This window comes from Salmonella sp. SAL04157 (assembly GCF_046551635.1).
Classification (GTDB): Bacteria; Pseudomonadota; Gammaproteobacteria; order Enterobacterales; family Enterobacteriaceae; genus Salmonella; species Salmonella enterica.
This window is the reverse complement of sequence record NZ_JBGDVS010000001.1, coordinates 250,433-276,680: the sequence shown is the minus strand read 5'-3', so window position 1 is coordinate 276,680 and position 26,248 is coordinate 250,433. Positions and strand designations below refer to the sequence as shown.

General features: G+C 53.8%; 21 protein-coding genes. 10 read left to right on the top strand and 11 right to left on the bottom strand.

Annotated features, from left to right (window positions below; all coding sequences use genetic code 11):
• Positions 1–44: 44 nt before the first annotated feature.
• From fucR to fucP, 5 genes are all read right to left on the bottom strand, one after another.
• On the bottom strand, positions 45–755 hold the full coding sequence (fucR, locus tag ACLJRE_RS01360; RefSeq protein WP_000642330.1) for an L-fucose operon activator: 711 nt from the start codon (positions 753–755) through the stop codon (positions 45–47).
• A gap of 57 nt (positions 756–812) precedes the next feature.
• Positions 813–1,235 (bottom strand): L-fucose mutarotase, encoded by a 423-nt coding sequence (fucU, locus tag ACLJRE_RS01355; RefSeq protein WP_000920848.1) that lies wholly within the window; start codon positions 1,233–1,235, stop codon positions 813–815.
• 1 nt (position 1,236) lies between these two features.
• On the bottom strand, positions 1,237–2,655 hold the full coding sequence (gene fucK / locus ACLJRE_RS01350; RefSeq protein ID WP_023207777.1) for an L-fuculokinase: 1,419 nt from the start codon (positions 2,653–2,655) through the stop codon (positions 1,237–1,239).
• A gap of 100 nt (positions 2,656–2,755) precedes the next feature.
• Positions 2,756–4,531 (bottom strand): L-fucose isomerase, encoded by a 1,776-nt coding sequence (gene fucI, locus ACLJRE_RS01345; RefSeq protein WP_000724126.1) that lies wholly within the window; start codon positions 4,529–4,531, stop codon positions 2,756–2,758.
• 31 nt (positions 4,532–4,562) lie between these two features.
• Positions 4,563–5,879: an L-fucose:H+ symporter permease gene (gene fucP, locus ACLJRE_RS01340; RefSeq protein ID WP_000528622.1), complete on the bottom strand. Its 1,317-nt coding sequence runs from the start codon at positions 5,877–5,879 to the stop codon at positions 4,563–4,565.
• Positions 5,880–6,434: 555 nt separating this feature from the next.
• On the opposite strand from fucP, the gene fucA reads away from it, so the two are divergent.
• Positions 6,435–7,082, top strand: coding sequence for an L-fuculose-phosphate aldolase (fucA, locus tag ACLJRE_RS01335; protein ID WP_000440831.1), 648 nt, complete (start codon positions 6,435–6,437; stop codon positions 7,080–7,082).
• A 16-nt stretch (positions 7,083–7,098) separates the two neighbouring features.
• The gene (fucO, locus tag ACLJRE_RS01330; RefSeq protein WP_000013562.1) at positions 7,099–8,247 is read left to right on the top strand and encodes a lactaldehyde reductase; all 1,149 of its coding nucleotides are present in this window, start codon (positions 7,099–7,101) and stop codon (positions 8,245–8,247) included.
• Between the two features lie 91 nt (positions 8,248–8,338).
• On the opposite strand, the gene xni is transcribed toward fucO, so the two are convergent.
• From xni to queF, 5 genes are all read right to left on the bottom strand, one after another.
• A complete protein-coding gene (gene xni, locus ACLJRE_RS01325; RefSeq protein WP_023207775.1) occupies positions 8,339–9,094 on the bottom strand; it encodes a flap endonuclease Xni in 756 nt (251 codons plus the stop codon).
• Between the two features lie 170 nt (positions 9,095–9,264).
• Positions 9,265–10,632, bottom strand: a complete 1,368-nt coding sequence (gene sdaB / locus ACLJRE_RS01320; protein ID WP_000626384.1) for an L-serine ammonia-lyase II — start codon at positions 10,630–10,632, stop codon at positions 9,265–9,267.
• Between the two features lie 58 nt (positions 10,633–10,690).
• A complete protein-coding gene (gene sdaC / locus ACLJRE_RS01315) occupies positions 10,691–11,980 on the bottom strand; it encodes an HAAAP family serine/threonine permease SdaC (protein ID WP_000450462.1) in 1,290 nt (429 codons plus the stop codon).
• A gap of 564 nt (positions 11,981–12,544) precedes the next feature.
• Positions 12,545–13,909, bottom strand: a complete 1,365-nt coding sequence (gene ppnN, locus ACLJRE_RS01310) for a nucleotide 5'-monophosphate nucleosidase PpnN (protein ID WP_000627973.1) — start codon at positions 13,907–13,909, stop codon at positions 12,545–12,547.
• Positions 13,910–14,022: 113 nt separating this feature from the next.
• Entirely contained in the window at positions 14,023–14,871 is an 849-nt protein-coding gene (gene queF, locus ACLJRE_RS01305) for an NADPH-dependent 7-cyano-7-deazaguanine reductase QueF (protein WP_000100465.1), read from the bottom strand.
• A 68-nt stretch (positions 14,872–14,939) separates the two neighbouring features.
• Here queF and syd point away from each other — a divergent pair, with 68 nt between their 5' ends.
• From syd to ACLJRE_RS01265, 8 genes are all read left to right on the top strand, one after another.
• Positions 14,940–15,485 (top strand): SecY-interacting protein, encoded by a 546-nt coding sequence (syd, locus tag ACLJRE_RS01300; protein ID WP_000343990.1) that lies wholly within the window; start codon positions 14,940–14,942, stop codon positions 15,483–15,485.
• A 611-nt stretch (positions 15,486–16,096) separates the two neighbouring features.
• Entirely contained in the window at positions 16,097–16,426 is a 330-nt protein-coding gene (locus ACLJRE_RS01295; RefSeq protein ID WP_023207774.1) for a YqcC family protein, read from the top strand.
• A complete protein-coding gene (truC, locus tag ACLJRE_RS01290; RefSeq protein WP_000890028.1) occupies positions 16,426–17,208 on the top strand; it encodes a tRNA pseudouridine(65) synthase TruC in 783 nt (260 codons plus the stop codon). Before ACLJRE_RS01295 ends, truC begins: the two co-directional genes overlap by 1 nt.
• Before the next feature lie 18 nt (positions 17,209–17,226).
• Positions 17,227–17,676 (top strand): flavodoxin, encoded by a 450-nt coding sequence (locus ACLJRE_RS01285; protein ID WP_000807736.1) that lies wholly within the window; start codon positions 17,227–17,229, stop codon positions 17,674–17,676.
• 481 nt (positions 17,677–18,157) lie between these two features.
• Positions 18,158–19,516, top strand: a complete 1,359-nt coding sequence (gene gudP, locus ACLJRE_RS01280) for a galactarate/glucarate/glycerate transporter GudP (protein ID WP_000097015.1) — start codon at positions 18,158–18,160, stop codon at positions 19,514–19,516.
• A complete protein-coding gene (locus ACLJRE_RS01275) occupies positions 19,513–20,853 on the top strand; it encodes an enolase C-terminal domain-like protein (RefSeq protein ID WP_023212187.1) in 1,341 nt (446 codons plus the stop codon). Before gudP ends, ACLJRE_RS01275 begins: the two co-directional genes overlap by 4 nt.
• A gap of 20 nt (positions 20,854–20,873) precedes the next feature.
• Positions 20,874–22,214 (top strand): glucarate dehydratase, encoded by a 1,341-nt coding sequence (gudD, locus tag ACLJRE_RS01270; RefSeq protein ID WP_000107113.1) that lies wholly within the window; start codon positions 20,874–20,876, stop codon positions 22,212–22,214.
• A gap of 77 nt (positions 22,215–22,291) precedes the next feature.
• Positions 22,292–23,434, top strand: a complete 1,143-nt coding sequence (locus ACLJRE_RS01265; protein ID WP_000706486.1) for a glycerate kinase — start codon at positions 22,292–22,294, stop codon at positions 23,432–23,434.
• A gap of 43 nt (positions 23,435–23,477) precedes the next feature.
• Here the strand turns inward: ACLJRE_RS01265 and barA are convergent, their stop codons facing one another.
• Positions 23,478–26,234: a two-component sensor histidine kinase BarA gene (gene barA, locus ACLJRE_RS01260; RefSeq protein ID WP_000186400.1), complete on the bottom strand. Its 2,757-nt coding sequence runs from the start codon at positions 26,232–26,234 to the stop codon at positions 23,478–23,480.
• Between the last annotated feature and the right edge of the window lie 14 nt (positions 26,235–26,248).

The following is a 26,248-nucleotide window of genomic DNA, read 5'->3' as shown; positions in this document are numbered from 1 at the left end:
CATCCGGCGCGTCATCAGCGCCGGATGGCGCACGCTTATCCGGCCTATGACTGCGGCGCATCTGAAACAATATGCGTCACGTCATCCAGATGGCCGATGCGCGCCTCTCCTGAACGATTAAATTTACTTTTATCAATCAATAGCAAAGACTGCGAGGCGCGCCTGAGCAGGATAGATTTAAAATCGGCGTTGATCGCATTTGAGTCCCACAGATCGCCGCCGCCGTCGATCCCCTCGCAGGAAAAGATGAACAGATCGATATCAAGCGATTTTAGCTGTGAGATAAGCGACGGATTAACGTAACAGCCATATTTACGTTCAAGCTGGCCGCCGGAACTTATCAGCGCAATGCGTTCGCGTTTTCCCAGCTCCTGACAGATAGGATGGCTATTGGTAAAAACCTGAATGGGAATATCCGGCAACTGGCGGGCCAGATACCAGCAGGTTGAACTGGCATCCAGCGCAATCGTCATTCCTTCTTCTATCCACGCTAACGCTTCACGGGCAATATCGGCTTTATGCGCATAATGGCTTTTCAGGCGGATATGGAATGGATCGCCGCTGTCCTGATTTTCACGATGAATATATTTAGCTCGTCCGTGATTACGCAGCACTTTTCCCTGCGTCTGTAGTTCACTGAGATCGCGGCGGATGGTCTCTTTACTGACGTTAAGCCGGGTGGCCAGCGCTTCGGTGGTCAGACTTTTATGATTGATCAGCAGATCGACTATCGCTTGTTGGCGTGCCGCTTTCATTTTTCTCACCCCATCATTCGATGAACGCCCGCGTCATGCGGGCGCACCGGCAAGAGATTACGGCGTTACCCCTTTTTTTAAAAGAATATTTCCGTACTTCGCGCACTCACCTGTGATAACGATCGCAAACGCTTTTTGCGCCCGCTCATAAAACGCATAGCGGTCGATACGAACGATATCCGGGCACGGCGCTTCTAATGACAAGGCATCGCGATAGCGCGCTTCAACGCTGGGATCGAGCGTGTCGCCTTCCACGGCGGCCATCATCACCAGCGGAGGGGCGTAGCTATCCAGCTCAAAGAGCGGAATAATTGCCCGCAGTAGATCGCTGACGCTAAGACCATCGGCGCGAATCACCTGCGGGCCCAGGCTATGCGCGGGAAAGTGAGCGTCGGAAAAAATGATTTCGTCCCCGTGGCCCATCTCGGCCAGCACTTTGAGCAGTGTCGGGGAAATTAACGGTGAAATGGTTTTTAGCATTTCATACTCCCTCAATAATTTCGGGTTCGGTTTGCGGCCAGAAATAGCGATACTGATAATTGACCTGCGCGCGCGCCTGCTCCGGGCTACTAAATTCGCCTACGCCGTACCAGCCAAACATGGCAGCGCCGGCCACGGTGGTTTCCGCGTCGTCCAGCACTTTGATAGGGATATCAAGTTGATTCGCTTTAATTTGATTCCACAAAGCGTTGCGACTGCCGCCGCCAACCAGTAACAGTTCTGTGGCGTTAAAATGGCCGATTTTCTCCAGCGTGCGCAGATTACGCTGAAGTTGCGCCGTCAGGCCTTCCAGCGCGGCGCGATAGAAATGGCCGCGGGTGGTATTGAGCGTCACGCCCTGCCAGCCTGCATTTTGGCAGGCGAGCAGATCGCACTGCATCCGCACGCCTTCCGCGCCAGCGGGAATAGCGCGCGCTTCGTCGATCAGCGTTTGCCATGGCGTTTCCGGCGTCCACAGCAGTTTTCGTACCCATTCGAGTACGCCGGAGGCCAGCCACTGCATTCCGGGGTTATAAAGCCCCGACTGACTGTCCAGTTCACAGGTCGAGCCCGGATACTGACTGAGCAGCGAGGTATCCACCTGACCGCTGCGCACCATCAGAATCTCCCATGTTCCGGAGGAGAGCACTGGTTCACCTTGCTGCGCGCCAGCGCCGAATAACGCAAACTGAGTATCGTGTCCGGCAGAGATCACCGGCACACCCGCCGGGAGACCGAGTAGCCTGGCCGCGTCTGTCTGTAGCGTGCCTATCGGGGCGCCCGCTTCCACGATACGCGGGAACAGGCGTCGCGCCAGGCCCGTCGCCTGCAGGATTTCCGGACTAAAGTCGCGCTGATGGATATCCAGTAGCTGGCTGGTGCCTGCCATAGTGATATCGGTCGTAAACTCGCCGGTCAGACGGTGGTTAATCAGCGACGAGATAAACAGCCAGCAGTGAGCTTGTTCCAGCAGGCGCGGATGATTCTCTTTAAGCCAGACCAGTTTGTACAGCGTGTTAAAGCTGAACGCGCCGACGCCGGAGAGCGTCTGCAATTGCCGGGGCGAGATAAAGCGCCCAATCGTTTCCATCACGGCAGCGGTTCGCGGGCATTTCCAACTGATGACCGGGTAGAGCAGCTCGCCCTGCGCATCGACCAGCGCGCCATCGACGCCGAACGTAGTCACCGTAATACCGCGAACAACACACTCCGACAGGGCGCTGGAAAGTGACCTGCAACAATCGGCGAAACGTTGCAGGATGGCGTCCAGCGACCACTGATGCCAGGTGCTATTTTCTGCGGCAATGTCGCTGGCGTTAGCGGTTGAGGCGCGGGCGACAATTTTCCCCTGGCGATCAACGGCGATCGCCCGAACGTTAGTCGCACCGCAGTCGAGAACCAGGATAACGTCTTGTTTCATAGATAACTCCATAAACGCCGCCCGATGGCGCTACGCTTATCCGGCCTACGGTTCACGCGCCCGTAGGCCCGGTAAGCCTGCGCCACCGGGCTAAGCCGCATTAACGTTTATACAGCGGGCCATAATTTTGGCAGGCGCGATAATCCTGGCCTTCGATATCCATACCGTGAGCCGCCCAGGCGGAAGGACGGTAGATCTTCGCCTCCTCCACGTTGTGCATACATACCGGGATACGCAGCATCGCGGCGAGAGTAATAAAGTCCGCCCCTACATGGCCGATGGTGAGTACGCCGTGGTTAGCGCCCCAGTTCGCCATCACCGAATAGACATCGGTAAACGGGCCTTTGCCGGTAAGACGCGGCGCAAACCAGGTGGTAGGCCAGGTAGAGTTGGTGCGGGCATCAAGCTGATCGTGCATCGCTTTCGGCAGTTCGACGCTCCAGCCCTCGGCGATTTGCAGTACTGGTCCCAGGCCTTTGATGATATTCACGCGGGTCATGGTGAATGGCACGCCGCCTTCGGTCAGGAAACGGGATGAGTAGCCGCCGCCGCGGAAGTATTCGTGAATCGCCGGGCACCATTCAGTGGCCGCCAGACACGCATCCGCCTCTTGTTGGCTGATTTCCCAGTGTGGTTTCATGGTCGGCTTGCCTTCGCTGTCGCGCTGTTTACAGGCACCGTCCAGAGCGGCAGAACCGGAGTTAATCAGGTGAATAATGCCGTGTTCCGCCAGGCCGCTGAGCGCCTGGCCGGTGACGCGTTCTACGGCTTCCGGCGACCAGTAGGTTCGTACGTCGGCGAATATCTGCGCGGTACCAGTGAGTTGATGGCCAAACAGCATCGCTACGCCGTTCAGACTGTCATTTTCGGTGGCGACGACAAACGGTTCGCGTACGCCGTTCCAGTCAAAAGAGCTATTGAGCAGCGCTTCGGCGGTATCGCCGTTCGGGTATTGATCGGTCCAGTGGCGCTGGCCCTGGAAGCCGGCGGCAATGGCGTTGTAGCCCAGCGATTCTTCAACTAACCCTTTGTCCGCCAGCGTCTTGTTGCCCTGCATCATATCGCGAATACACATCGCCATCAGCAGGCTCTCTTTTAGCACCGCGCGGTTCTGGGCTTCATTGCGCTTATACTGCGAGGCATTCTGATCTTCGCCGTAGCGGAAGTTTTTATCCGCCCACGCCAGCGCCATCTCCAGTTCGGCCTCATCATAAATTTTTTGATCGATACGGCGGCGCAGTTCGGTCATATCTACCGCTTGCACCTTCATGCCCAGCCAGGATTCGAAGAAGTTATGATCGACAATGGAACCCGCGATCCCCATCGACACGCCGCCGACGGAGAGGTAGCTTTTGCCTTTCATACTGGCAACCGCTAACCCTGCCCGCGCAAAACGCAGCAGTTTTTCTTCGACGTCGGCGGGAATGGAGGTATCGTCGGCATCCTGCACGTCATGGCCATAAATGGAGAACGCCGGAATGCCTTTCTGGCTGTGCGCCGCCAGCGCCGCGGCAAGGTAAACCGCCCCAGGACGCTCTGTGCCGTTAAAGCCCCAGATGGCTTTCGGACGCATCGGGTCCATATCAATGGTTTCGCTGCCATAGCACCAGCACGGCGTAACGGTAATGGTCACGCCCACGTTCTGGCTACTGAATTTTTCTTCACAGGCGGCGGATTCCGCCATTCCGGCAATACAGGTATCCGCAATGACGCACTCCACCTGTGCCCCGCAGGCGTGGCGGATTTTCTCGGTGATGAGCGCCGCCGTCGCTTTCGCCATGTTCATGGTTTGCTCTTCGAGCGACTCGCGTACGCCCATACGACGTCCATCAATCACCGGGCGGATACCGATTTTCGGTAAGCTGATTTTTTTCATGACAGATTCCTCACGTTATTCGGATAAATGTTCAGTTTGTCGCCGCTTGTGAACGGAAACGGGCAAAAATGAAGATGACGGCAAAGCACAATGCCGGAACCAGTTCGGCGGTCGGGATTTTGCCTGCGGCGTCGCTAACGAAGCCCATTACTGGCGTGACAATACCGCCGCCAATGATGGTCATGACGATAAAAGACGAGCCGTACTTAGTGTCCTGTCCCAGATTTTTGATACCCAGCGAGAAGATGGTCGGGTACTGGATTGACATAAATGCGCTACACAACGTCAGCGCCAGCAGGCCGATATGTCCGCCGCTAAAGGCGGAAATCAGACACAGGAGCATGGCAAACAGGGCGTAGGCGGCCAGCACTTTATGCGGCGCGAAGCGGCTGATAAGCCAGGTCCCGGTGAAACGGCCGATAAAGAAGCACACCATCGTGCCGGTCAGGTAATTGGCGGCGAAACCGGGCGTCATTCCAGGGATCTCCTCAATGGCGTAGCGGATCAGATAGCTCCAGCAGGCGGTTTGCGCCCCCACGTAGCAGAACTGCGCCAGCACCGCCCAGCGCCAGTGGCGGATACGGATGAGTCGGGAGAGAGAAGATAAGAAAGAGCTTTGTTTAGCATCGCTATGATCGTCACTTTGCAGGGCCGGAAATTTGGTCAGCATAATCAGCAGCGCAACTACTAATACGATGGCGACGATAATCATGTATGGCGTTTGTACCGATAACACCAGGCTGTGTTTATAGGCGCTAAGCTGATCCGGCGTCATTTTATCAAGCGCTTCTTGCGATTGATGCGGCACGTTAGACAAAATAAGGCTTTGCCCAAACACAACGGCGATAATAGCGCCAAAGGAGTTAAAAGTTTGCGCCAGATTAAGCCGGAAATGTCCGCCGCTTTCTGGACCTAATACCGTAACAAAAGGGTTGGCTGCAGTTTCAAGACAGCCTAAACCGGCGGCGATGATAAACAGGCCAATTAAAAATAATGTGTAATTCATTATCTCGGCGGCAGGCCAGAATAATGCGGCGCCAACAGCATACAAAAAAAGCCCGGTGATAATTCCTGCTTTATAACTGAGTTTTTTCATCAAAATCCCAGCAGGAATTGGAATGACGAAATAACCGAAATAAAAGGCTGACTGAATAAGTCCGGCCTGAAAGTTAGTTAGCGTAAAAGCTTGTTGAAACTGCGGTAGTAAAATGTCATTCAGATTATTGGCGACGGCCCACAGAAAAAATAGCGAGCAAAGTAAGGCGAATGGAATAATGTAGCGCTTGCTCTTGCTTTGCTCTGCATCCACAGCACGAAAACTCTGCGTTTGTATTGTTGTGTTTCCCATAGCATCCTCATCGGTTCAGAAGCTTTTGCGTGCGGTCGGTTCTGGTCACCAGACCGTAAAATTAGGTGAGTTCGCTTTTCTTACCGGTAATAAATTGGCGTCCGGAATGAACTCATGGATTCATTTTCAAATAAAAAAGGCCTTTTAATATGATGGCGGTCACATTTATACCTGAGAGCAGAGCGTTCTGTGATTATCATCACTTTAATTTTCATAAAAAAATGACCGTTTGAGATGTTTAATTTAAAAAACCACAGACTGAATGCCCGAATTAAATTATTGCCACGAAAACGGGCAGTAGTAACTTATTCTTCATTTTTGCCCGTTTAAAAAAATATTATTAAGAGCGGGCATTTATCGGCGAGAGAAACGGTAGTCGTCTGGTTTATCGTGGCGAATTAATTGATGTGAATCACAAAATATCGTTATTTAAATTCCCTTCTCTTTATTCAGTATGATGATAGTTGCTAACTATTCGATTATTTCAACAGGACAGCAGTGCGATGCGAAAGGCGGTTTTGTTGTCTCATTTTGAATCACAGAGAGAGGTAAATAATGGAACGAAATAGACTGGCGCGGCAGATTATTGATACCTGTCTGGAAATGACGCGGTTAGGGTTAAATCAGGGGACGGCAGGTAACGTGAGCGTACGTTATCAGGGCGGAATGCTGATTACGCCGACGGGGATCCCCTACGAGAAGCTGACAGAGTCGCACATTGTCTTTATTGATGCAGACGGTCAGCATGAGCAGGGCAAACTGCCTTCCAGCGAGTGGCGTTTTCATATGGCGGCATACCAGACGCGCCCTGACGCCAATGCCGTGGTACATAACCACGCTGTCCATTGTACGGCAGTCTCGATCCTGAATCGCCCGATTCCGGCAATTCACTACATGATTGCCGCCGCAGGGGGAAACTCTATTCCCTGCGCGCCCTACGCCACTTTTGGCACCCGCGAACTTTCTGACTATGTTGCCGTGGCGCTTAAAAATCGTAAAGCGACACTGTTACAGCATCACGGGCTTATCGCTTGTGAAGAAAATTTAGACAAAGCGTTGTGGCTGGCGCATGAAGTGGAAGTGCTGGCGCAGCTCTATTTAAGTACGCTGGCCATTGTCGATCCGGTACCGGTACTGGATGACGAGGCGATCGCTATCGTACTGGAGAAATTTAAAACTTACGGATTACGTATTGAAGAGTGATGTCAGGAGACAGGCGATGGCGAACAGAATGATTCTGAATGAAACGGCATGGTTTGGCCGGGGAGCGGTGGACGCATTAACCGATGAGGTGACGCGCCGCGGTTATCATAAAGCGCTGATTGTTACGGATAAAACGCTGGTGCAATGCGGTGTGGTCGATAAAGTGACAAGCAGAATGGATGCCGCAGGGCTGGCGTGGGAAATCTATGCGGGCGTGATCCCTAATCCTACGATTTCCGTTGTCCAGGAAGGGCTTAAGGTCTTTACCCAAAGCGGCGCGGACTATCTCATCGCCATTGGCGGCGGTTCTCCGCAGGATACCTGCAAAGCGATCGGTATTATCAGTAACAATCCGGAATTTGCCGATGTGCGCAGTCTGGAAGGGCTATCGCCGACCCGTAAACCCAGCGTGCCGATTATGGCGATCCCGACAACGGCGGGAACCGCGGCGGAAGTCACTATCAATTATGTGATTACCGATGAAGAGAAACGGCGCAAATTCGTTTGTGTCGATCCACATGATATTCCGCAGGCGGCATTTATCGATGCCGATATGATGGACGGTATGCCGCCCGCGCTGAAAGCGGCAACGGGCGTGGATGCGCTAACCCATGCTATTGAAGGCTATATTACCCGGGCCGCATGGGCGCTGACGGATGCATTACATATCAAAGCCATTGAGATTATTGCTGGCGCGCTACGCGGCGCCGTAGCCGGAGAAAAAGAGGCTGGTGAGGCGATGGCGCTGGGGCAATACGTTGCCGGGATGGGGTTTTCCAATGTGGGGCTGGGACTGGTGCATGGGATGGCGCATCCGTTGGGCGCGTTTTACAACACGCCGCACGGCGTCGCGAATGCTATTTTGCTTCCGCATGTGATGCGTTTCAATGCCGGGTCTACCAACGAGAAATTCCGTGATATCGCCCGGGCGATGGGGGTGAAGGTAGAAGGATTGAGTCTTGAAGAGGCGCGTAATGCCGCAGTGGAAGCCGTATTTGCGTTAAATCGCGATGTGGGAATTCCGCTGCATTTGCGTGATGTCGGCGTTCGAAAAGAGGATATCCCGGCGCTGGCGCAGGCGGCGTTCGATGATGTCTGTACGGGCGGCAATCCGCGTGAAGCGAGTCTGGCGGACATTGTCGAATTGTATCATATCGCCTGGTAATTTTGCCGGATGGCGCTGCGCTTATCCGCTCTACATTTCGTGCAGTCCTGTAGGCAGGATAAGGCGTTCACGCCGCCATCCGGCAACAAAACTACCGCGCCAGCCGTAGCTGCTGTAAGTTTCCGTCAATATGTAAATCGGTTTGCAGACGTGCAATATCGCGGCAGAGAAATGCCATTTCTTTATGCGTCTCAAGCTTTTTGCGCCACTTTTTCGGCACCTCGTCCAGATGGGCGTAAATTCCCTCCAGATTTTGAAACTGAATCAACAGCTGGGTCGCGCTTTTGGGGCCGATGCCGGCAACGCCGGGGACTTTCGAACTGCTGATTCCTGCCAGACCCCAGTAATCCGGCAACTGTCGGGGAAGTACGCCAAACTCTTTTTCAATAAACGGCGCGTCCAGCCAGCGTTTCTGGAAGTAGTCGCGAATGCGCAATCCCGGAGAGAGCAACTGGCAATAGCCTTTATCGGTTGACACAATGGTTGCCTGGTGTCCGGCTTCGGTAACTTTTAGCGCCAGCGTCGCCGCCAGATCGTCAGCTTCATTACCATCTGATGCCCAACAGCGTACGCCGCGCTGTTCAAACGCGGCGCGTAGGGCGGGCATTTCATTATGTAAATCGTCAGGCATCGGCGGACGTCCTGCTTTGTAGTCCGGCAAACGCTGATGACGCCAGCCGCTGCTGCGCGCGTCGTCATCAAATACCGCTACGGCATGGGTTGGCTGGCTGTGGATAATCAATTGATCGAGCGCGTGTTGGCAGGTTTCCACACAGGGCGATCCCTGAACGGCGTGAATACGGCGAATCAAATTGAGCGCGTCGACGATAAGCAGATGAGCAGCCACGGTGTTCTCCCTTACAAACCTGCGCGTAGGGTAACATTCACGGCGGGGGGAGGCGAGCATTGCGAAATAGCGCTATCCGTAGGCCTGATAAGCGAAGCGACATCAGGCAACAAAAGCCGGATGGCGGCGAGCGCCTTATCCGGCCTACAGATCCTAAAATGTGCTGAGAATTAATCGCAGGTAACGATCTTCATCGCCAGGCCGCCGCGCGAAGTTTCGCGGTACTTAGCGTTCATGTCTTTACCGGTTTCGTACATGGTCTCAATCACTTTATCGAGGCATACGCGTGGTTCGCTGGTACGGCGCAGCGCCATACGCGCGGCGTTGACCGCTTTGACTGAAGCAATCGCGTTACGCTCAATGCAGGGAACCTGGACCTGACCGGCAACCGGATCGCAAGTTAACCCCAGATTATGCTCCATGGCGATTTCTGCGGCGATACACACCTGCGCCGGACTACCGCCCAGCAGCTCGGCCAGACCCGCTGCCGCCATGGAACAGGCCACGCCGACCTCTCCTTGACAACCCACTTCGGCGCCGGAAATAGAGGCGTTCATCTTATACAGCGAGCCAATCGCGCTGGCGACCAGCATATAGCGAGCAAGTGAGTTAGCATTTACTTCGCGGATAAACTTGTCATAGTACGCCAGCACCGCCGGAACAATACCACATGCGCCGTTAGTCGGCGCAGTGACTACTCGTCCGCCTGCGGCATTCTCTTCGTTCACCGCCAGCGCGAACATATTGATCCAGTCGACGACCGCCATCGGATCGGTGGTGGTCTTATCCTGACTGACCAGCACCCGACGCAGCGCCGCCGCGCGACGCGGAACGCGCAGTTTGCCCGGCAATACGCCCTCGGTGGTGATACCGCGCTCAATACCGCTGCGCATTACCTCCCAGACCCTGGCGAAGTGCTGCTCCAGCGCTTCTTTACTGTGCAGGGCCAGTTCGTTTTGCATCATCAGACCGGAGAGCGACAGACCCGTCTCCTGGCAGTGACGCTGTAAATCCGCGGCGGTTTTGTAAGGGTACGGCACGTTAACAGGTTCGCTATTCGTCAAACCAAAGTGCTCTTCATCGACGATAAAGCCGCCGCCAATGGAGTAGTAGGTTTGGCTGTAGAGCACCTTATCGCCCGCCAGCGCGGTAATACGCATCCCGTTTTCATGCAGAGACAGGTTGTCGGCGTGGAAATTCATGCATTTATCGACCGGAAATTCGACTTCATGCTGCCCATTGGCCAGTAGTAAACGCCCATGGGTGTTCACATCCTGGATAAAGGACGGAATGGCGTCGATATCGACGGTGTCCGGCAGATTCCCCGCCAGGCCCATAATAATGGCGATATCAGTGTGGTGGCCTTTACCCGTCAATGACAGAGAGCCGTAGACATCCACCACGACGCGGGTGACATCTGTAAGGATATGGCGGGCAATCAGATCGTCCGTGAACTGCTTGCCTGCTTTCATTGGTCCGACGGTGTGAGAACTGGAAGGGCCAATGCCGATTTTAAAAATATCGAATACGCTAATCATAGGGCATCCATTGCGGTTGTATCATAGAGAAGCGCCGCGGTAAGCGGCGCTAAAGGACTTAGCTGAACAGTGAGTAGAAAATAGCGGAGATGGCAATCAGGCCCATAATCACAACGAATACGTTGCTGATATGACCGCTGTACTTACGCATTGCCGGTACTTTCTGGATGGCATACATCGGCATCAGGAACAGAATCATCGCGATGATCGGGCCGCCCAGGGTTTCAATCATGCCCAGGATGCTGGGGTTCAGCGTCGCCACAATCCAGGTGGTGACCAGCATGAACAGCGCGGTAATTTTATTCAGTTTGTTGATTTCGATGGATTTACCTTTACCACGCAGCGATTTAATCACCATACCGTTAAAGCCTTCACGCGCGCCCAGGTAGTGGCCGAGGAAGGATTTGGTGATAGCAATCATCGCAATAATCGGCGCCATCCAGGCGATGATCGGCGCGTTAAAGTGGTTCGCCAGGTAAGACAGAATAGAGATGTTCTGCTCTTTTGCCGCCGCCAGATCTGCCGGCGTCAGGCTCAGCACGCAGCTGAAGACGAAGAACATCACGGTCAGCACCATCATGATGTGGGCGAAGGCCAGAATTTTAGAACATTTCTTCTCAGCGCCTTCACCGTACTCTTCACGCTTCGCAACCGCGAAGGAGGAGATGATCGGGGAGTGGTTGAAAGAGAAAACCATCACCGGAATCGCCAGCCACAGCGTCATCCACAGACCGTTACCGGTAGACGCGGCGGAATCAAAGGACAGCGTTTCCAGCGCCGCGCCGTTCCACTGCGGGATCAGGTACAAGGCCAGCAGCATCAGCGCAGCGACGAACGGGAATACCAGGATACTCATCGCCTTAACGATCATTTGCTCGCCGAAGCGCACGATGGTCATCATGCCAACAATCAGGATCAGGGAAAGAATCGCCCGCGGCGGCGGATTAATCGCTAACTGGTGGGTCAGGAAGCTTTCCACGGTATTAGTAATCGCCACGCTGTAAACCAGCAGGATGGGGTAAATCGCGAAGAAGTAGAGCAGGGTAATCAGTTTACCTGCGCCGATACCGAAGTGTTCCTCAACGACTTCAGTGATGTCTTCACCCGGGTTTTTACCGGACAGCACGAAGCGGGTTAAACCACGGTGTGCGAAAAAGGTCATCGGGAAAGCGAGAATCGCCATGATGATGAGCGGAATCATGCCGCCGACGCCTGCGTTGATCGGCAGGAACAGAACGCCCGCGCCGATTGCCGTGCCGTAAAGGCCCAGCATCCACATGGTATCCGTTTTGCGCCATGCGCTTCGAGAGTCAATCGAAGCAATAGTGCTGGTCTGAGTGGTTTCCATCTATTTCTCCTGGAGGATGCTAAAAATCAGGTTGCTGGTCTAATCCAATGAAAAAAGACCTGATCGTAAAATGAAATCTGCTTAGGGACGCTTTTTATATAATTTTTCGCCGTAATAATTTTCGGGCGGAAAGATACATTTAAGTGATGAATCTATCAGTGATCCCGATCTCAAATGCAATAATCCGCTTCTTACATGGATAAATTTGGACCATTAATCTATTAAAAAAACGTCATAACGAATTTCCGGGCGCGAAGGCTACCATTAACGATATAAGGCCGGAAAGATTGGGGCGCAAGATACGGAGGTTTGACTATAAAAATCAAGGTTTTTAGTGAATTCTGGCGAAGAATAAGAGTTTGGACCGATAAATCACGGCAAGAGGAGTGAGGTAAACGTTTGCCTGGCAATCTATTTATGGTGAATTATAAATGGTGTTTATAAAACAATGCGGGCTATGCCTCTGATGATCATCATAAAAAATGAAGGCATACGTTAATCGCCATACCGCAATGAAAGGAATGGGAGAAGCGCCCGGCTGCTGGCGGCAACCGGGCATAAGCGCTAAGCGCAGATCTCGTAACAGGGGATGTAGGCGGAACCTGGCAATTTCATACGATGCTGCGCGACGAATCCCTGCAGCAGATCGTCCATGCGACGCATCATCTCTCGATCGCCGTGGATTTTATACGGACCATTAGCTTCAATGGCGCGTATCCCGACCTCCTTCACGTTCCCCGCGACAATACCGGAGAAGGCGCGCCGCAGATCCGCCGCCAGAATCTCAACCGGTTGATCCGGGTACAGTTTCAGGTTGGCCATATTCTCATGCGACGGCTCAAACGGCACCTGCAGATCCGGTGCAATACGCATCGACCAGTTAAAACTATAGGCGTCGCCGGTATCGCGGCGATTCTCTTTCACTTGCGGCATCGCTTTCTTCATCAGCCGCGCTACCTCCGCCGCATCGTCAATGATGATGCGGTAATGACGGCGGGCCGCTTCGCCCAGCGTATGGGTAATAAACTCATCCAGCACGCGGAAGTAATCGGCGCTCTCTTTTGGTCCGGTCAGGATCAGCGGCAGCACCTGATTTTTATTGGCTGGATTCATCAGAATCCCCAGCAAATAAAGCAGCTCTTCCGCCGTACCCACGCCGCCCGGGAAGATGATGATACCGTGTGCGATACGGACGAACGCTTCCAGGCGTTTTTCGATATCCGGCATGATGATCAGTTCGTTCACCAGCGGGTTAGGCGGTTCAGCCGCAATAATGGAAGGTTCAGTCATGCCGATAAAGCGGCTGTCTTTATAACGCTGCTGCGCGTGACCGACCGCCGCGCCCTTCATGGGGGCTTCCATCGCCCCAGGGCCGCAGCCGGTGCAGATGTTCAGCTCGCGTAATCCCAACTGTGTGCCGACGCGACGGGCATACAGGTACTCGTTTTCGTTAATTGAGTGGCCGCCCCAGCATACCACCATGTTTGGCGCTTCGCCGACGTGCAGCGCCCGGGCGTTGCGCAAAATGGAGAACACCAGATTGGTGATATGTGTTGAGCTTTCAAGATCCAGATGCTGGAAACGACCGGCATTGTGGATCTGCCCATTCACAAAGAGAATGTCGCGCAGCACCGCGAACAGGTTAGCCTGTAGCGCACGAATAATCCGCCCGTCAACAAAGGCGTCTTCAGGCGGATTAATCAATTCCAGCTTCACGCCGCGCTCGCGGCGCAGCACGTTAATATCGAAATTTTCAAAGCGGGACAGCAGCTCTTTGCTGTTGTCGGTCAGGCTGCCGGAGTTAAGAACGGCAAGTGAACAGTTACGAAACAGTTGATACAGGTCGCTACTGGCCGTGCGTTTCAGCATGTCCACTTCCAGTTGCGACAACATATCCATTGAGCCAAGCGGGCTAATATGTGTAATCAAGTAAACTCCTTATGGGACGCAACACGCCATTCCCTGTTGATTACAATAGCCCTGGCTGATGACCTTTCACAACCTTACATGCGCAATCCGGCACGCAAAATTGACAAAAAAGATTACTGACGCGCCAGCCTGCCCGTGGCGGGCACAAAATCGGCATTGCTGCGCCAGGGATTAATGTCCAGCCCGCCGCGGCGGGTATAGCGCGCATAAACGCTTAACGTTTCCGGCTGGCAGAAGCGCAGAATGTCATTAAAAATACGCTCTACGCACTGCTCGTGAAATTCATTATGGTGACGGAAGGAGACCAGATAACGCAGCAGTTTTTCCCTGTCGATTTTGCGCCCGCGATACTGAATTTGTATTGAGCCCCAGTCCGGTTGGTGGGTGATCAGGCAGTTGGATTTCAGCAGATGACTGACCAGCGTCTCCTCTACTTGCTTCTCGCCGCTGACCGCATGTTGCAGATAGTCGGTAGTAAACTGGTAGTTGTCGATACTGATATCCTGATCGTCAATACAGGTGCCGTGGAAATGGGCGACAGGCTGTCCTTCCAGCTCATCAAGACGATGAAGCCTCACGCTAACGTTGCCCTGCGCGCAGGCGCGCAGATCGCGCTCCAGCGTCTGGCGCACCGTCTCCCAGGTGTCAAAGCGCGTCTGGTTAAAGCTGTTCAGATACAGTTTAAAGCTTTTGGATTCGATTAAATTAACGCTGGTGTAATCCAGTTCGACATGCCCGACGGCGACCTGCGGAAGACCACGGCTGTTAAGCCAGGAAAGTTCATACAACGTCCAGATATCCGCGCCGTGGAACGGCAAATTATCGGCTGTTAATCCGAGCGGGTCGCGATTCAAACTGCGCGGTACGCCCTGCAGCAGGCTGGCGTCATAATTGTCCCGGTAATCCGTTGATTTTCCGAGAGTCAGGCCATCGAGAGCCTGATGGTTTTCATAAGAAGACATGTTTCACCGTCATAAACCAGATACACTATGCGCCAAGTGTATCCTGGCTTTTATGAAGAGAGAAACTGGTGGACGAACTGACAGCGCAGGCATTGAAAGCCTTTACGACGCGTTACTGCGACGCGTGGCAAGAAAAACACGGTAGCTGGCCGTTGAGCGAAGAACTGTATGGCGTACCTTCTCCGTGCATTATTTCTTCAACCCGCGATGCCGTTTACTGGCAGCCGCAACCTTTTGAAGGCGAAGAAAATGTAAACGCGGTTGAACGCGCCTTCGATATTATGGTACAACCTGCGCTCCACGCGTTTTACACCACGCAGTTTGCTGGCGACATGCCCGCGCAGTTTGCGGATGAAAAGCTTACGCTACTGCAAACCTGGAGTCAGGATGACTTTCGGCGCGTGCAGGAAAATCTGATAGGCCACCTGGTCACGCAAAAGCGGCTCAAGCTTCCTCCCACGCTTTTTATTGCGACGCAGGAAAATGAGCTCGAGGTCATTTCGGTCTGTAATCTGTCCGGCGAGGTGATTAAAGAAACGCTGGGCACCCGCAATCGTACCGTTCTTGCCGCAACGCTTGCGGAATTCCTTACGCAACTTAATCCTCTTCTGTAATCGTTTGCCCTAACGGGTGTGAGAGATCTCTTACAAAGTCTGTAGGAGATCGCCAGGATATCAGCGGATACTGAGCCCCGTTTTCTTATGTAAGTCTATATAAAACAACTAATTAAAATGTTTTTGCGCACTTTCATATGAAAATTTACTTAAGGTATTGTCTGTAAGCGTCTTGTAAGACAAGGTGAAACAGGCGATTCTATCTTCGTCGACAGGGAGTCGTACAACGAAGCGAACGTCAGGATGATGACGCTTCAGCAGGACACGCCAGGATGGTGTTACAAGGAAAGGCTTCAGGATGAAGCAAAGTGGAAAGCGCAGGATGCGTTAAAGGACACCTCCAGGACGGAGAACGAGAGCCGATCAGGATGTTCGGCGGGTCTGGATGACCAGGGACGCTTCAGGATGAAGCTATCACATTGGGCGATGTGCGCAGGATGCAAACGTTCAGGATGAACAGGCCGTAAGGTCACAGGAAAAGTTGTCACGGATGAGCAGGGAGCACGAAAAGTAGCTGGAATGCTGCGAAACGAACCGGGAGCACTGTTTATACAGTGCTCCCTTTTTTTTGTTATTCTGCGCGCCAGATTTTCATCATTGAGGTTTTTAACATGACGACTCATGACCGTGTGCGTCAGCAGTTACATACGCTTGAAACGCTGCTGCGCGAGCATCGCCACTGGCGGCAGGATGCGCCGCAGGCGCACCTGTTTACCAGCACCCAACCATTTTTTATGGATACCATGGAACCGCTGGAATGGCTGCAATGGGTATTGATCCCACGTATGCATACCCTACTTGATAATGCGCAGCCGCTGCCCGAGGCGTTTGCCGTCGCCCCTTATTATGAAATGGCGCTGGCGGCGGATCATCCGCAGCGGGAGGCGATCCTGGCGGTTTTGCAGGATCTGGATGCGCTATTCGCCCGCGATGAATCCTGATGCTGGAGATCCTCTATCAAGACCCGTGGCTGGTCGCCGTGAATAAACCCGCAGGCTGGCTTGTTCACCGGAGCTGGCTGGATCGCGACGAAAAAGTCGTGGTCATGCAAACGGTGCGCGACCAAATTGGCCAGCATGTTTTTACCGCCCACCGTCTCGACAGACCCACGTCGGGCGTACTGTTAATGGGGCTGTCCAGCGAAGCGGGACGCCGTCTGGCGCAGCAGTTCGAGCAGCACCACATCCGTAAACGCTACCATGCTATTGTGCGCGGCTGGCTGATGGATGACGCGGTACTGGATTATCCGCTGGTGGAAGAGCGCGATAAAATTGCCGATAAATTCGCCCGCGAAGATAAAGCGCCCCAGCCGGCTGTAACGCAGTATCGCGGGCTGGCGACGGTCGAAATGGCGGTGCCGACCGGGCGTTATCCCACCACGCGTTATGGCCTGGTTGAGCTGGAACCAAAAACGGGACGCAAGCACCAGCTTCGTCGTCATCTGGCGCATCTGCGTCATCCTATCATCGGCGACAGCAAGCATGGCGATTTGCGACAAAACCGCAGCGCCGCAGAGCATTTTGCCTGTCGTCGCCTGATGCTTCATGCCAGTCGGCTTGAACTGACGCACCCCTTCACCGGACAGCCGTTGATAATTCAGGCCGGGTTGGATGAAACCTGGATGCAGGCGCTGACACAGTTTGGCTGGCGTGGACTTCTCCCTGACAATGAAAGGGTTGAGTTTACGGCGGCGTCCCGGCAGGATGAGACTCATCAGGCATAATTCAGGGAGATACGCATAATGGCAGAAATTGGTATTTTTGTCGGGACCATGTATGGCAACTCACTGCTGGTGGCGGAAGAAGCGGAAGCGATCCTCGCCAGACAGGGCCACAGCGCGACCGTGTTTGAAGATCCTGAACTGTCCGACTGGCAGCAATATCAGGATAAGGTTGCGCTGGTCGTTACCTCGACGACCGGGCAGGGCGATCTACCGGATAGCATTGCGCCGCTCTTTCACGGCATTAAAGATACGTTGGGTTTTCAGCCAAACCTGCGTTACGGGGTGATTGCGCTAGGTGATAGCAGCTACCCCAATTTCTGTAATGGCGGCAAACAGTTTGATGCCCTGTTGCAAGAGCAAAGCGCGCAGCGGGTGGGGGAGATGTTATTCATTGACGCCAGCGAACATCCGGAGCCGGAGAGCCAGTCCAATCCCTGGGTTGAAAACTGGGGAACTTTACTTTCCTGAGGTAAATCCCTCCCCCCTACGGGAGGGTACCTTTTCGTTTGCTTGCGTTGCCAGTAAGCAAAATCACGACCTGTATACAGTGTAAAGTAACTGAATCGTGTTAGCTTTGGGCATATGCCCGCAAAAGCGGCAGTTTTTTACGGGCGTTTTCATGTAATCAAGCGACCTGTTTCACATTCTTCTCTTTTTATTCCTCCTGCGTCGACGCCTGGCGCCTTCTGATTTCATTTCCGTGAAGTGGCTTCCACTGTCCTGGGCTTTTGCCATAAACAGGCGTAATTCATCGCCAAAATACTGTGTTGTTGCACGGTGAGTGTGTGTGGCGCGCTTTTTATACTTCTCCTGCCAGTGAATAAAAGCATGCAGCGTGCAAAGCAAACGACCTAATAAAAGCTGCAACAAGGAAACGTTATCTCTGATTCCCTACCGGTTGTGCAGTTCAGAGTGAGCGTAGCTAACGCGAAATTTCAGGAGTGCAACAATGAGTTCATTAAGTCACGCGGCGAGCAGTGCGGAGAAACGCACGAACGCCCGCTACTGGATAGTGGTGATGCTGTTTATCGTCACATCCTTCAACTACGGCGACCGCGCCACATTGTCCATTGCCGGCTCAGAAATGGCCAAAGATATCGGCCTTGATCCGGTAGGTATGGGCTATGTTTTTTCTGCTTTTTCATGGGCCTATGTTATCGGGCAGATCCCGGGCGGCTGGCTGCTGGACCGCTTTGGTTCCAAACGCGTCTATTTCTGGTCTATTTTCATTTGGTCAGTCTTCACCCTGTTGCAGGGTTTTGTCGATATCTTTAGTGGTTTCGGCATTATTGTCGCCCTCTTTACGCTTCGTTTCCTGGTTGGTCTGGCGGAATCGCCTTCTTTCCCGGGCAACAGTCGCATTGTTGCAGCCTGGTTCCCGGCGCAGGAGAGGGGAACGGCGGTGGCCATCTTTAACTCCGCGCAATACTTTGCCACGGTTATTTTCGCGCCGATTATGGGCTGGCTGACGCACGAAGTGGGCTGGTCGCATGTCTTCTTCTTTATGGGCGGGTTAGGGATCATCATCAGCTTTATCTGGTTAAAAGTTATCCATGAACCAAATAACCATCCGGGCGTAAATAAGAAAGAGTTGGAGTACATCGCAGAAGGCGGCGCGCTGATCAATATGGATCAGAAAGACACCAAAGCGAAAGTACCGTTTAGCGTCAAATGGGGCCAGATCAAACAGCTGCTGGGCTCTCGTATGATGATTGGCGTTTACATCGGTCAGTACTGTATTAACGCATTGACCTATTTCTTTATTACCTGGTTCCCGGTTTATTTGGTCCAGGCGCGCGGCATGTCGATTCTCAAAGCGGGCTTTGTCGCCTCGGTTCCTGCAGTCTGCGGCTTTATCGGCGGTGTGTTGGGCGGCATCATTTCCGACTGGCTGATGCGTCGTACTGGCTCCCTGAATATCGCGCGCAAGACGCCGATTGTGCTGGGGATGTTGCTGTCAATGGTTATGGTGTTCTGTAACTATGTGAACGTGGAATGGATGATCATCGGCTTTATGGCGTTGGCCTTCTTCGGTAAAGGTATCGGCGCGTTGGGCTGGGCAGTAATGGCGGATACCGCGCCGAAAGAGATCAGCGGTCTTTCCGGCGGCTTGTTTAATATGTTCGGCAATATCTCCGGTATTGTGACGCCAATCGCGATTGGTTACATCGTTGGCACCACCGGTTCCTTCAACGGCGCGTTGATCTATGTCGGCGTACATGCCCTGGTGGCCATCATCAGCTATCTGGTGCTGGTAGGTGATATTAAGCGTATTGAACTGAAACCTGTCGCAGGACAATTATCATGACAACGCAATCCAGTCCCGTTATTACGGACATGAAGGTCATTCCGGTTGCCGGACATGACAGTATGCTACTCAACATCGGCGGCGCGCATAACGCGTACTTCACCCGTAACATCGTCGTCCTCACCGATAACGCCGGGCATACTGGCGTCGGCGAGGCGCCGGGCGGAGAAGTGATTTATCAGACGCTGGTCGATGCTATTCCGATGGTATTAGGCCAGGAAGTCGCCCGCCTGAACAAAGTGGTGCAGCAGGTGCATAAAGGCAACCAGGCCGCTGATTTTGACACCTTTGGTAAAGGCGCATGGACGTTTGAACTGCGGGTTAACGCGGTGGCAGCTTTGGAAGCGGCGCTGCTTGATCTACTGGGGCAGGCGCTTAATGTGCCGGTCTGTGAACTGTTAGGACCCGGTAAACAGCGCGATGCCGTCACCGTGTTGGGCTATCTCTTCTATATTGGCGATCGCACTAAAACCGATCTGCCGTATCTGGAAAGCACGCCGGGCAGTCATGAATGGTATCGCCTGCGCCATCAGGAAGCGCTGAACAGCGACGCGGTCGTGCGGCTGGCGGAAGCGTCTCAGGATCGCTACGGCTTTAAAGATTTTAAACTCAAGGGCGGCGTGCTGCCGGGCGAACAAGAGATTGATACCGTTCGCGCGCTAAAAAAACGCTTCCCGGACGCGCGTATTACCGTGGATCCGAACGGCGCCTGGCTACTGGATGAAGCCATTGCGTTGTGCAAAGGGCTGAAAGATGTACTGACCTACGCGGAAGATCCGTGCGGCGCGGAGCAAGGATTCTCTGGTCGTGAAGTCATGGCGGAGTTCCGCCGCGCTACAGGACTGCCGGTGGCGACCAATATGATTGCCACCAACTGGCGTGAAATGGGACACGCGGTGATGCTCAACGCGGTAGATATTCCTCTTGCCGACCCGCATTTCTGGACCCTCACCGGCGCCGTTCGCGTGGCGCAACTGTGCGATGACTGGGGGCTAACCTGGGGCTGCCATTCGAATAACCATTTTGATATTTCACTGGCGATGTTTACCCATGTCGGTGCGGCGGCGCCAGGCAAACCCACCGCTATTGATACGCACTGGATCTGGCAGGAGGGCGATTGCCGCCTGACTAAAAATCCGATGGAAATTAAAAACGGCAAAATTGCCGTTCCGGATGCGCCAGGACTGGGCGTGGAGCTTGACTGGGAACAGGTGCGAAAAGCGCATGACGCGTATAAAAAGCTGCCAGGCGGCGCGCGTAATGATGCAGGCCCGATGCAATACCTGATCCCCGGCTGGACTTTTGACCGCAAACGCCCTGTTTTTGGTCGTCACTAATTCTGAATAAGGACACAGTTATGAGTACTCAATTTACGACGCCTGTAGTCACTGAAATGCAGGTTATCCCGGTTGCGGGTCATGACAGTATGCTGATGAACCTGAGCGGCGCGCACGCCCCGTTCTTCACGCGCAACATCGTCATTATTAAAGATAACTCCGGCCATACCGGAGTCGGCGAGATTCCGGGCGGCGAAAAAATTCGCAAAACGCTGGAAGATGCGATCCCACTGGTGGTGGGAAAAACGCTGGGTGAATATAAAAATGTCCTGACCGCCGTTCGCAACCAGTTTGCCGATCGCGATGCGGGCGGACGCGGTTTACAAACGTTCGATCTCCGTACCACTATCCATGTGGTGACTGGCATTGAAGCGGCAATGCTTGACCTTTTGGGCCAACACCTGGGCGTCAACGTCGCTTCGCTGTTAGGCGACGGTCAGCAGCGCAGCGAAGTCGAAATGCTGGGTTATCTGTTCTTTGTCGGTAATCGCAAGGCTACGCCGCTGCCGTATCAGAGCCAGCCGGATGAGCAATGCGACTGGTATCGTCTGCGCCATGAAGAGGCGATGACGCCGGAAACGGTAGTGCGTCTGGCGGAAGCCGCCTATGAAAAATACGGCTTCAACGACTTCAAACTGAAAGGCGGCGTGCTGGCGGGCGAAGAAGAGGCCGAGTCAATCGTGGCGCTGGCGAAACGTTTCCCACAAGCGCGCGTTACGCTCGATCCAAACGGTGCCTGGTCGCTGAACGAAGCGATCAGCATTGGTAAATACCTGAAAGGTTCTCTGGCCTATGCAGAAGATCCGTGCGGCGCGGAGCAGGGTTTTTCCGGACGTGAAGTGATGGCGGAATTCCGTCGCGCGACCGGATTACCGACGGCCACCAATATGATAGCGACCGACTGGCGTCAAATGGGGCATACGCTGTCGCTGCAATCCGTCGATATCCCGCTGGCGGACCCGCACTTCTGGACTATGCAAGGCTCTGTACGCGTGGCGCAAATGTGTCATGAGTTCGGTCTGACCTGGGGCTCGCACTCTAACAACCACTTTGATATTTCGTTGGCGATGTTTACCCATGTTGCCGCGGCGGCGCCGGGCAAGATCACCGCGATCGATACCCACTGGATCTGGCAGGAAGGCAACCAACGTCTGACTAAAGAACCGTTTGAAATTAAAGGCGGCATGGTGCAAGTACCGACCAAACCGGGGCTGGGCGTTGAGCTCGATATGGATCAGGTGATGAAAGCGCATGAGCTTTATCAAAAGCATGGCTTAGGCGCGCGTGACGACGCGATGGGAATGCAGTACTTAATTCCTGGCTGGACGTTTGATAATAAGCGTCCTTGCATGGTGCGTTAAGTCAGAGCCGGTTCCGTAAGGAACTGGTCCTTCTCTGGGTGTATGCTTAACAGGATCAACATGCGTAAGGACGACTTATGAAAATAGTGATCGCACCAGACTCGTATAAGGAAAGTTTGAGTGCTCTTGAGGTAGCGACCGCCATTGAACAAGGATTTCGCGAGATCTGGCCTGACGCCGATTACCTGAAATTACCGCTGGCTGATGGCGGAGAAGGTACTGTCGAAGCGATGGTTGAAGCGACGGCGGGTCGAATCGTGCATGTTGAGGTCACCGGGCCGTTGGGGCATCGCGTCAATGCGTTTTATGGGCTTTCCGGCGATGCGCGTTCCGCGTTCATTGAAATGGCGGCCGCCAGTGGGCTGGAGCAGGTACCGCCCGCGCAACGCGATCCGTTGAAGACCACATCATGGGGAACCGGCGAGCTGATCCGTCATGCGCTGGATGCGGGCGTTGAGCATATCATTATTGGTATCGGCGGTAGCGCCACCAACGATGGCGGCGCGGGGATGGTGCAGGCGCTGGGGGCCAGGCTACGGGATGCGCAGGGCAATGATATTGTGCAAGGCGGCATTGGGCTGGAAACACTCGCCAGCATTGATATCAGCGGCCTGGATAAGCGTTTGTCGGCGTGCCATATAGAGGTCGCCTGCGATGTCACGAATCCCCTTACCGGTAAAGAGGGCGCGTCTGCGGTTTTTGGTCCGCAAAAAGGGGCGACGCCGGAAATGATTGAACGCCTGGATACGGCATTGACTCGCTATGCGCATTTGATTGCCCGCGATCTGCATGTCGATGTGTTGGATCTGGCAGGCGGCGGAGCGGCAGGCGGCATGGGGGCGGCGTTATACGCGTTTTGCGGCGCGCAGCTACGGCGTGGTATTGAGATTGTCACCGATGCGCTTCATCTGGAAGCGTGTCTTGCGGATGCTGATTTAGTCATCACCGGCGAGGGACGCATCGACAGCCAGACCATTCACGGTAAAGTCCCTATTGGCGTGGCAAACATCGCCAAACGGTATAACAAGCCGGTAATTGGTATAGCGGGTAGCCTGACGGCAGACGTTGGCGTGGTTCATGAACATGGGCTTGATGCCGTTTTCAGCGTGATTTATACCATCTGCACGCTGGAGGACGCGCTGAAGAATGCGAGTGAAAACGTACGAATGACCGCGCGCAACGTGGCTGCAACGCTGAAAGCGGGGCAACAGTTACGCTGAGTTGTAGGCCGGATAAGGCGGTCACGCCGCCATCCGGCGAATATCAGCCTAATATCTTCTTCGCTTCACGCGCGACATTATCCATCTCATCCAGCAGCTCCAGAAACTCAGGCTCCAGCTCCTCTTCGTGGACGCCGCTGCGAAGCTGTTGCTCAATAAGCTGGCAAAGGTTCTTCATCCGCGGTACGCCGCTATAGCCGCAGCTCCCGTGTAGCTTATGGACCAGATCGACCAGACCGTTGGGATTTTCTCCCACCAGTTGTTCTTCAATTTTGTTGCGCACTTCCGGCAGAAAATCAATCAGCATTTGCAGCATATCCCGCGCCAGATCGGGCTTACCGGCAGCCTGGCGGAGCGCAAGCTGCCAGTCGAGCGTCGCATTCGGATTGAAGATAAACTCAGCCGGTTCCGGCGCCATCAGACGCGCTGCTACGTTGGCGCCAGGTTTATAGCGCAGCAACAGATTATGCAACTTCTCTTCTTCTATCGGTTTAGCCAGATAGTCGTTCATGCCCGCGCTGAGCAACTTCTCTTTTTGCCCGGCCATCGCATGTGCCGTAACGGCAATAACTGGTGTTTGCTGCTGATGAGGAAGCTGGTGAATCAATTCGCAGGCGCGTATGCCGTCCATATCCGGCATCTGAATATCCATCAAAATCAGATCAAACTGCATTTGTTTCGCCCGATCCACCGCCTGATGTCCGCTATCACAAAGCTCTACGTGCTGGACTTTATCTTCCAGTAACGCGCCGATAAGCTTCAGATTAGCGGGATTATCATCAACCGCCATAACCGTCATGGTGATTTTACTGGTATCCATTAGCAGCGGTTCAGGATGGTGATTCAACTGGCAATATTCCGTCAGCGCTGGCAACAGGCGCGTTGACGTCAATGGTTTTAACAGACAGGCCGCCGCGCCTCCTTGTTTCAGCTTTTCGGCGTTAATTTGCGCATGGCAAGGTAGCGCCAGCAGTAGAAAGTCCGTCATTGACGCCGCTTTCGCCAGACGTTCATGCTGCATGGTGAGCGGCTCGCGGAAGGTCACCGGAACGCTCAAAATCATAATATCGTAGTGCGCTAACGGCAGCGCGGAGAAGGTCGGGCTGTAAACCACCTCCACCGGCGTGTCGCTCAGTAGATCCAGGGTACATTGCGCGGCGGTAGCATTCGGTTCGACATAAGCCAGCCGTTTTCCGGCCAGACACGCGGTCGACGGACCGTCAATAATGACATTTGGGTTAAGATCAAGATTAATATGAAACCAGAAGGTCGAGCCGCGATTAGGCTGGCTGTGGAAAGAGATATCCCCGCCCATTTCGTTGACCAGCTTTTGCGTAATCACCAGCCCAAGGCCGGTGCCGCCGTGACGGCGAGAAATACTGGCATCGGCCTGGCGAAACGCCTGAAACAGTCGCGACTGGTCGCGTTCCGGAATGCCGATCCCCGTATCGCGGATCTGCACTTCAATCTGTACTTTGGTGTTACTGAGCGCCCGCTTTTCCACCAGAATGTCGATATTGCCACTCTCGGTGAACTTAATGGCATTACCCACCAGATTAGTAATGACCTGTTGCAGGCGCAGCGGGTCGCCAATCACATTATCCGGGACGTCGTTTTTAATATTTAACGTCAACTCCAGCCCTTTATCATGCGACGAGTGGGCCAGCAGCGTAACCACTTCATCCAGCGTGTTGCGCAGTGGAAAAGGGATACTTTCCAGAATGAGCTTACCGGCTTCCAGCTTGGAGAAGTCGAGCACGTCATTAATGATTGCCAGCAGATTATTCGCGGAACGCTCAATGGTGTTCAGATGGTCGCGCTGGGTGGGATTCAGCTCCGTTTTTAATGTCAGGCGGGTAAAGCCAATGACGCCGTTCAGCGGCGTTCGCAGTTCGTGCGACATGTTCGCCAGGAACTCCGACTTAATACGCGCCGCTTCCTGGGCACGCTTTTTCGCCAGATCCAGCTCAACGTTTTGGATTTCCATCTGCTCAAGGGTTTCACGCAGGTCCGAAGTGGCCTGATCGATATTATGCTGCATCTCTTCGTGATAGGCGGCAAGCGACATCGCCATGGAATTAATGCCGTTTTTCAGCATGTCCAGCTCGCCCAGCATAAATCCTTCCACCCGGCTATCCAGTTGTCCGCGGCGAATGCGGTCAACGGTATTCACCATGTTACGGATAGGCCCGGTGACATCGCGCATAAGCCGCCAGCCAAAGATCAGCGCAATGCCAATACAAAAAAGCATCATTACGCTGGAGATAAAAATCTCTTTGTATTGCTGTAGCCTTACCGACTTGAGATCCAGTTCAAGCGCCACATACCCCAGCATATTTTTGGTATTTTTCGCGTCGGCAATCGCTGACTCGTCCGGCGAATAGCTCTCCGAGATAATCGGGGTGCGCAGAATCATAATATCGCCGTGGCGATCGACGCTCAGACGACGTGGAAACGGCGCTCCGGCGGGAAGCTGCATCTGTGAGGGGTCCAGATGGAAATTAGACGTTACAAACAGGCGGTTATGATCGTCATAAACGGAAATCGCCCGCACAATATCAGAGTGTCTGCGGTGCAGGACGCTGATAAGTTGGCCGATAGACTCCCGGTTTTGTAAGTTCATACCATATTCGCTGGAGACGGCGAGCGGTTCAATAATACTGGCGCCGGCATCTTCCAGTTGACGCTGCAGGTCGTTATAGCGGTGCACTACAAAAAAGATACTGAGCAGCAAACCTATCAGGACGGTCGGGGCCAGGATCAGAATCATCATGCGTGCGCGCAGGCTGTAGTTGGTCATGGAGTTCCGTTATG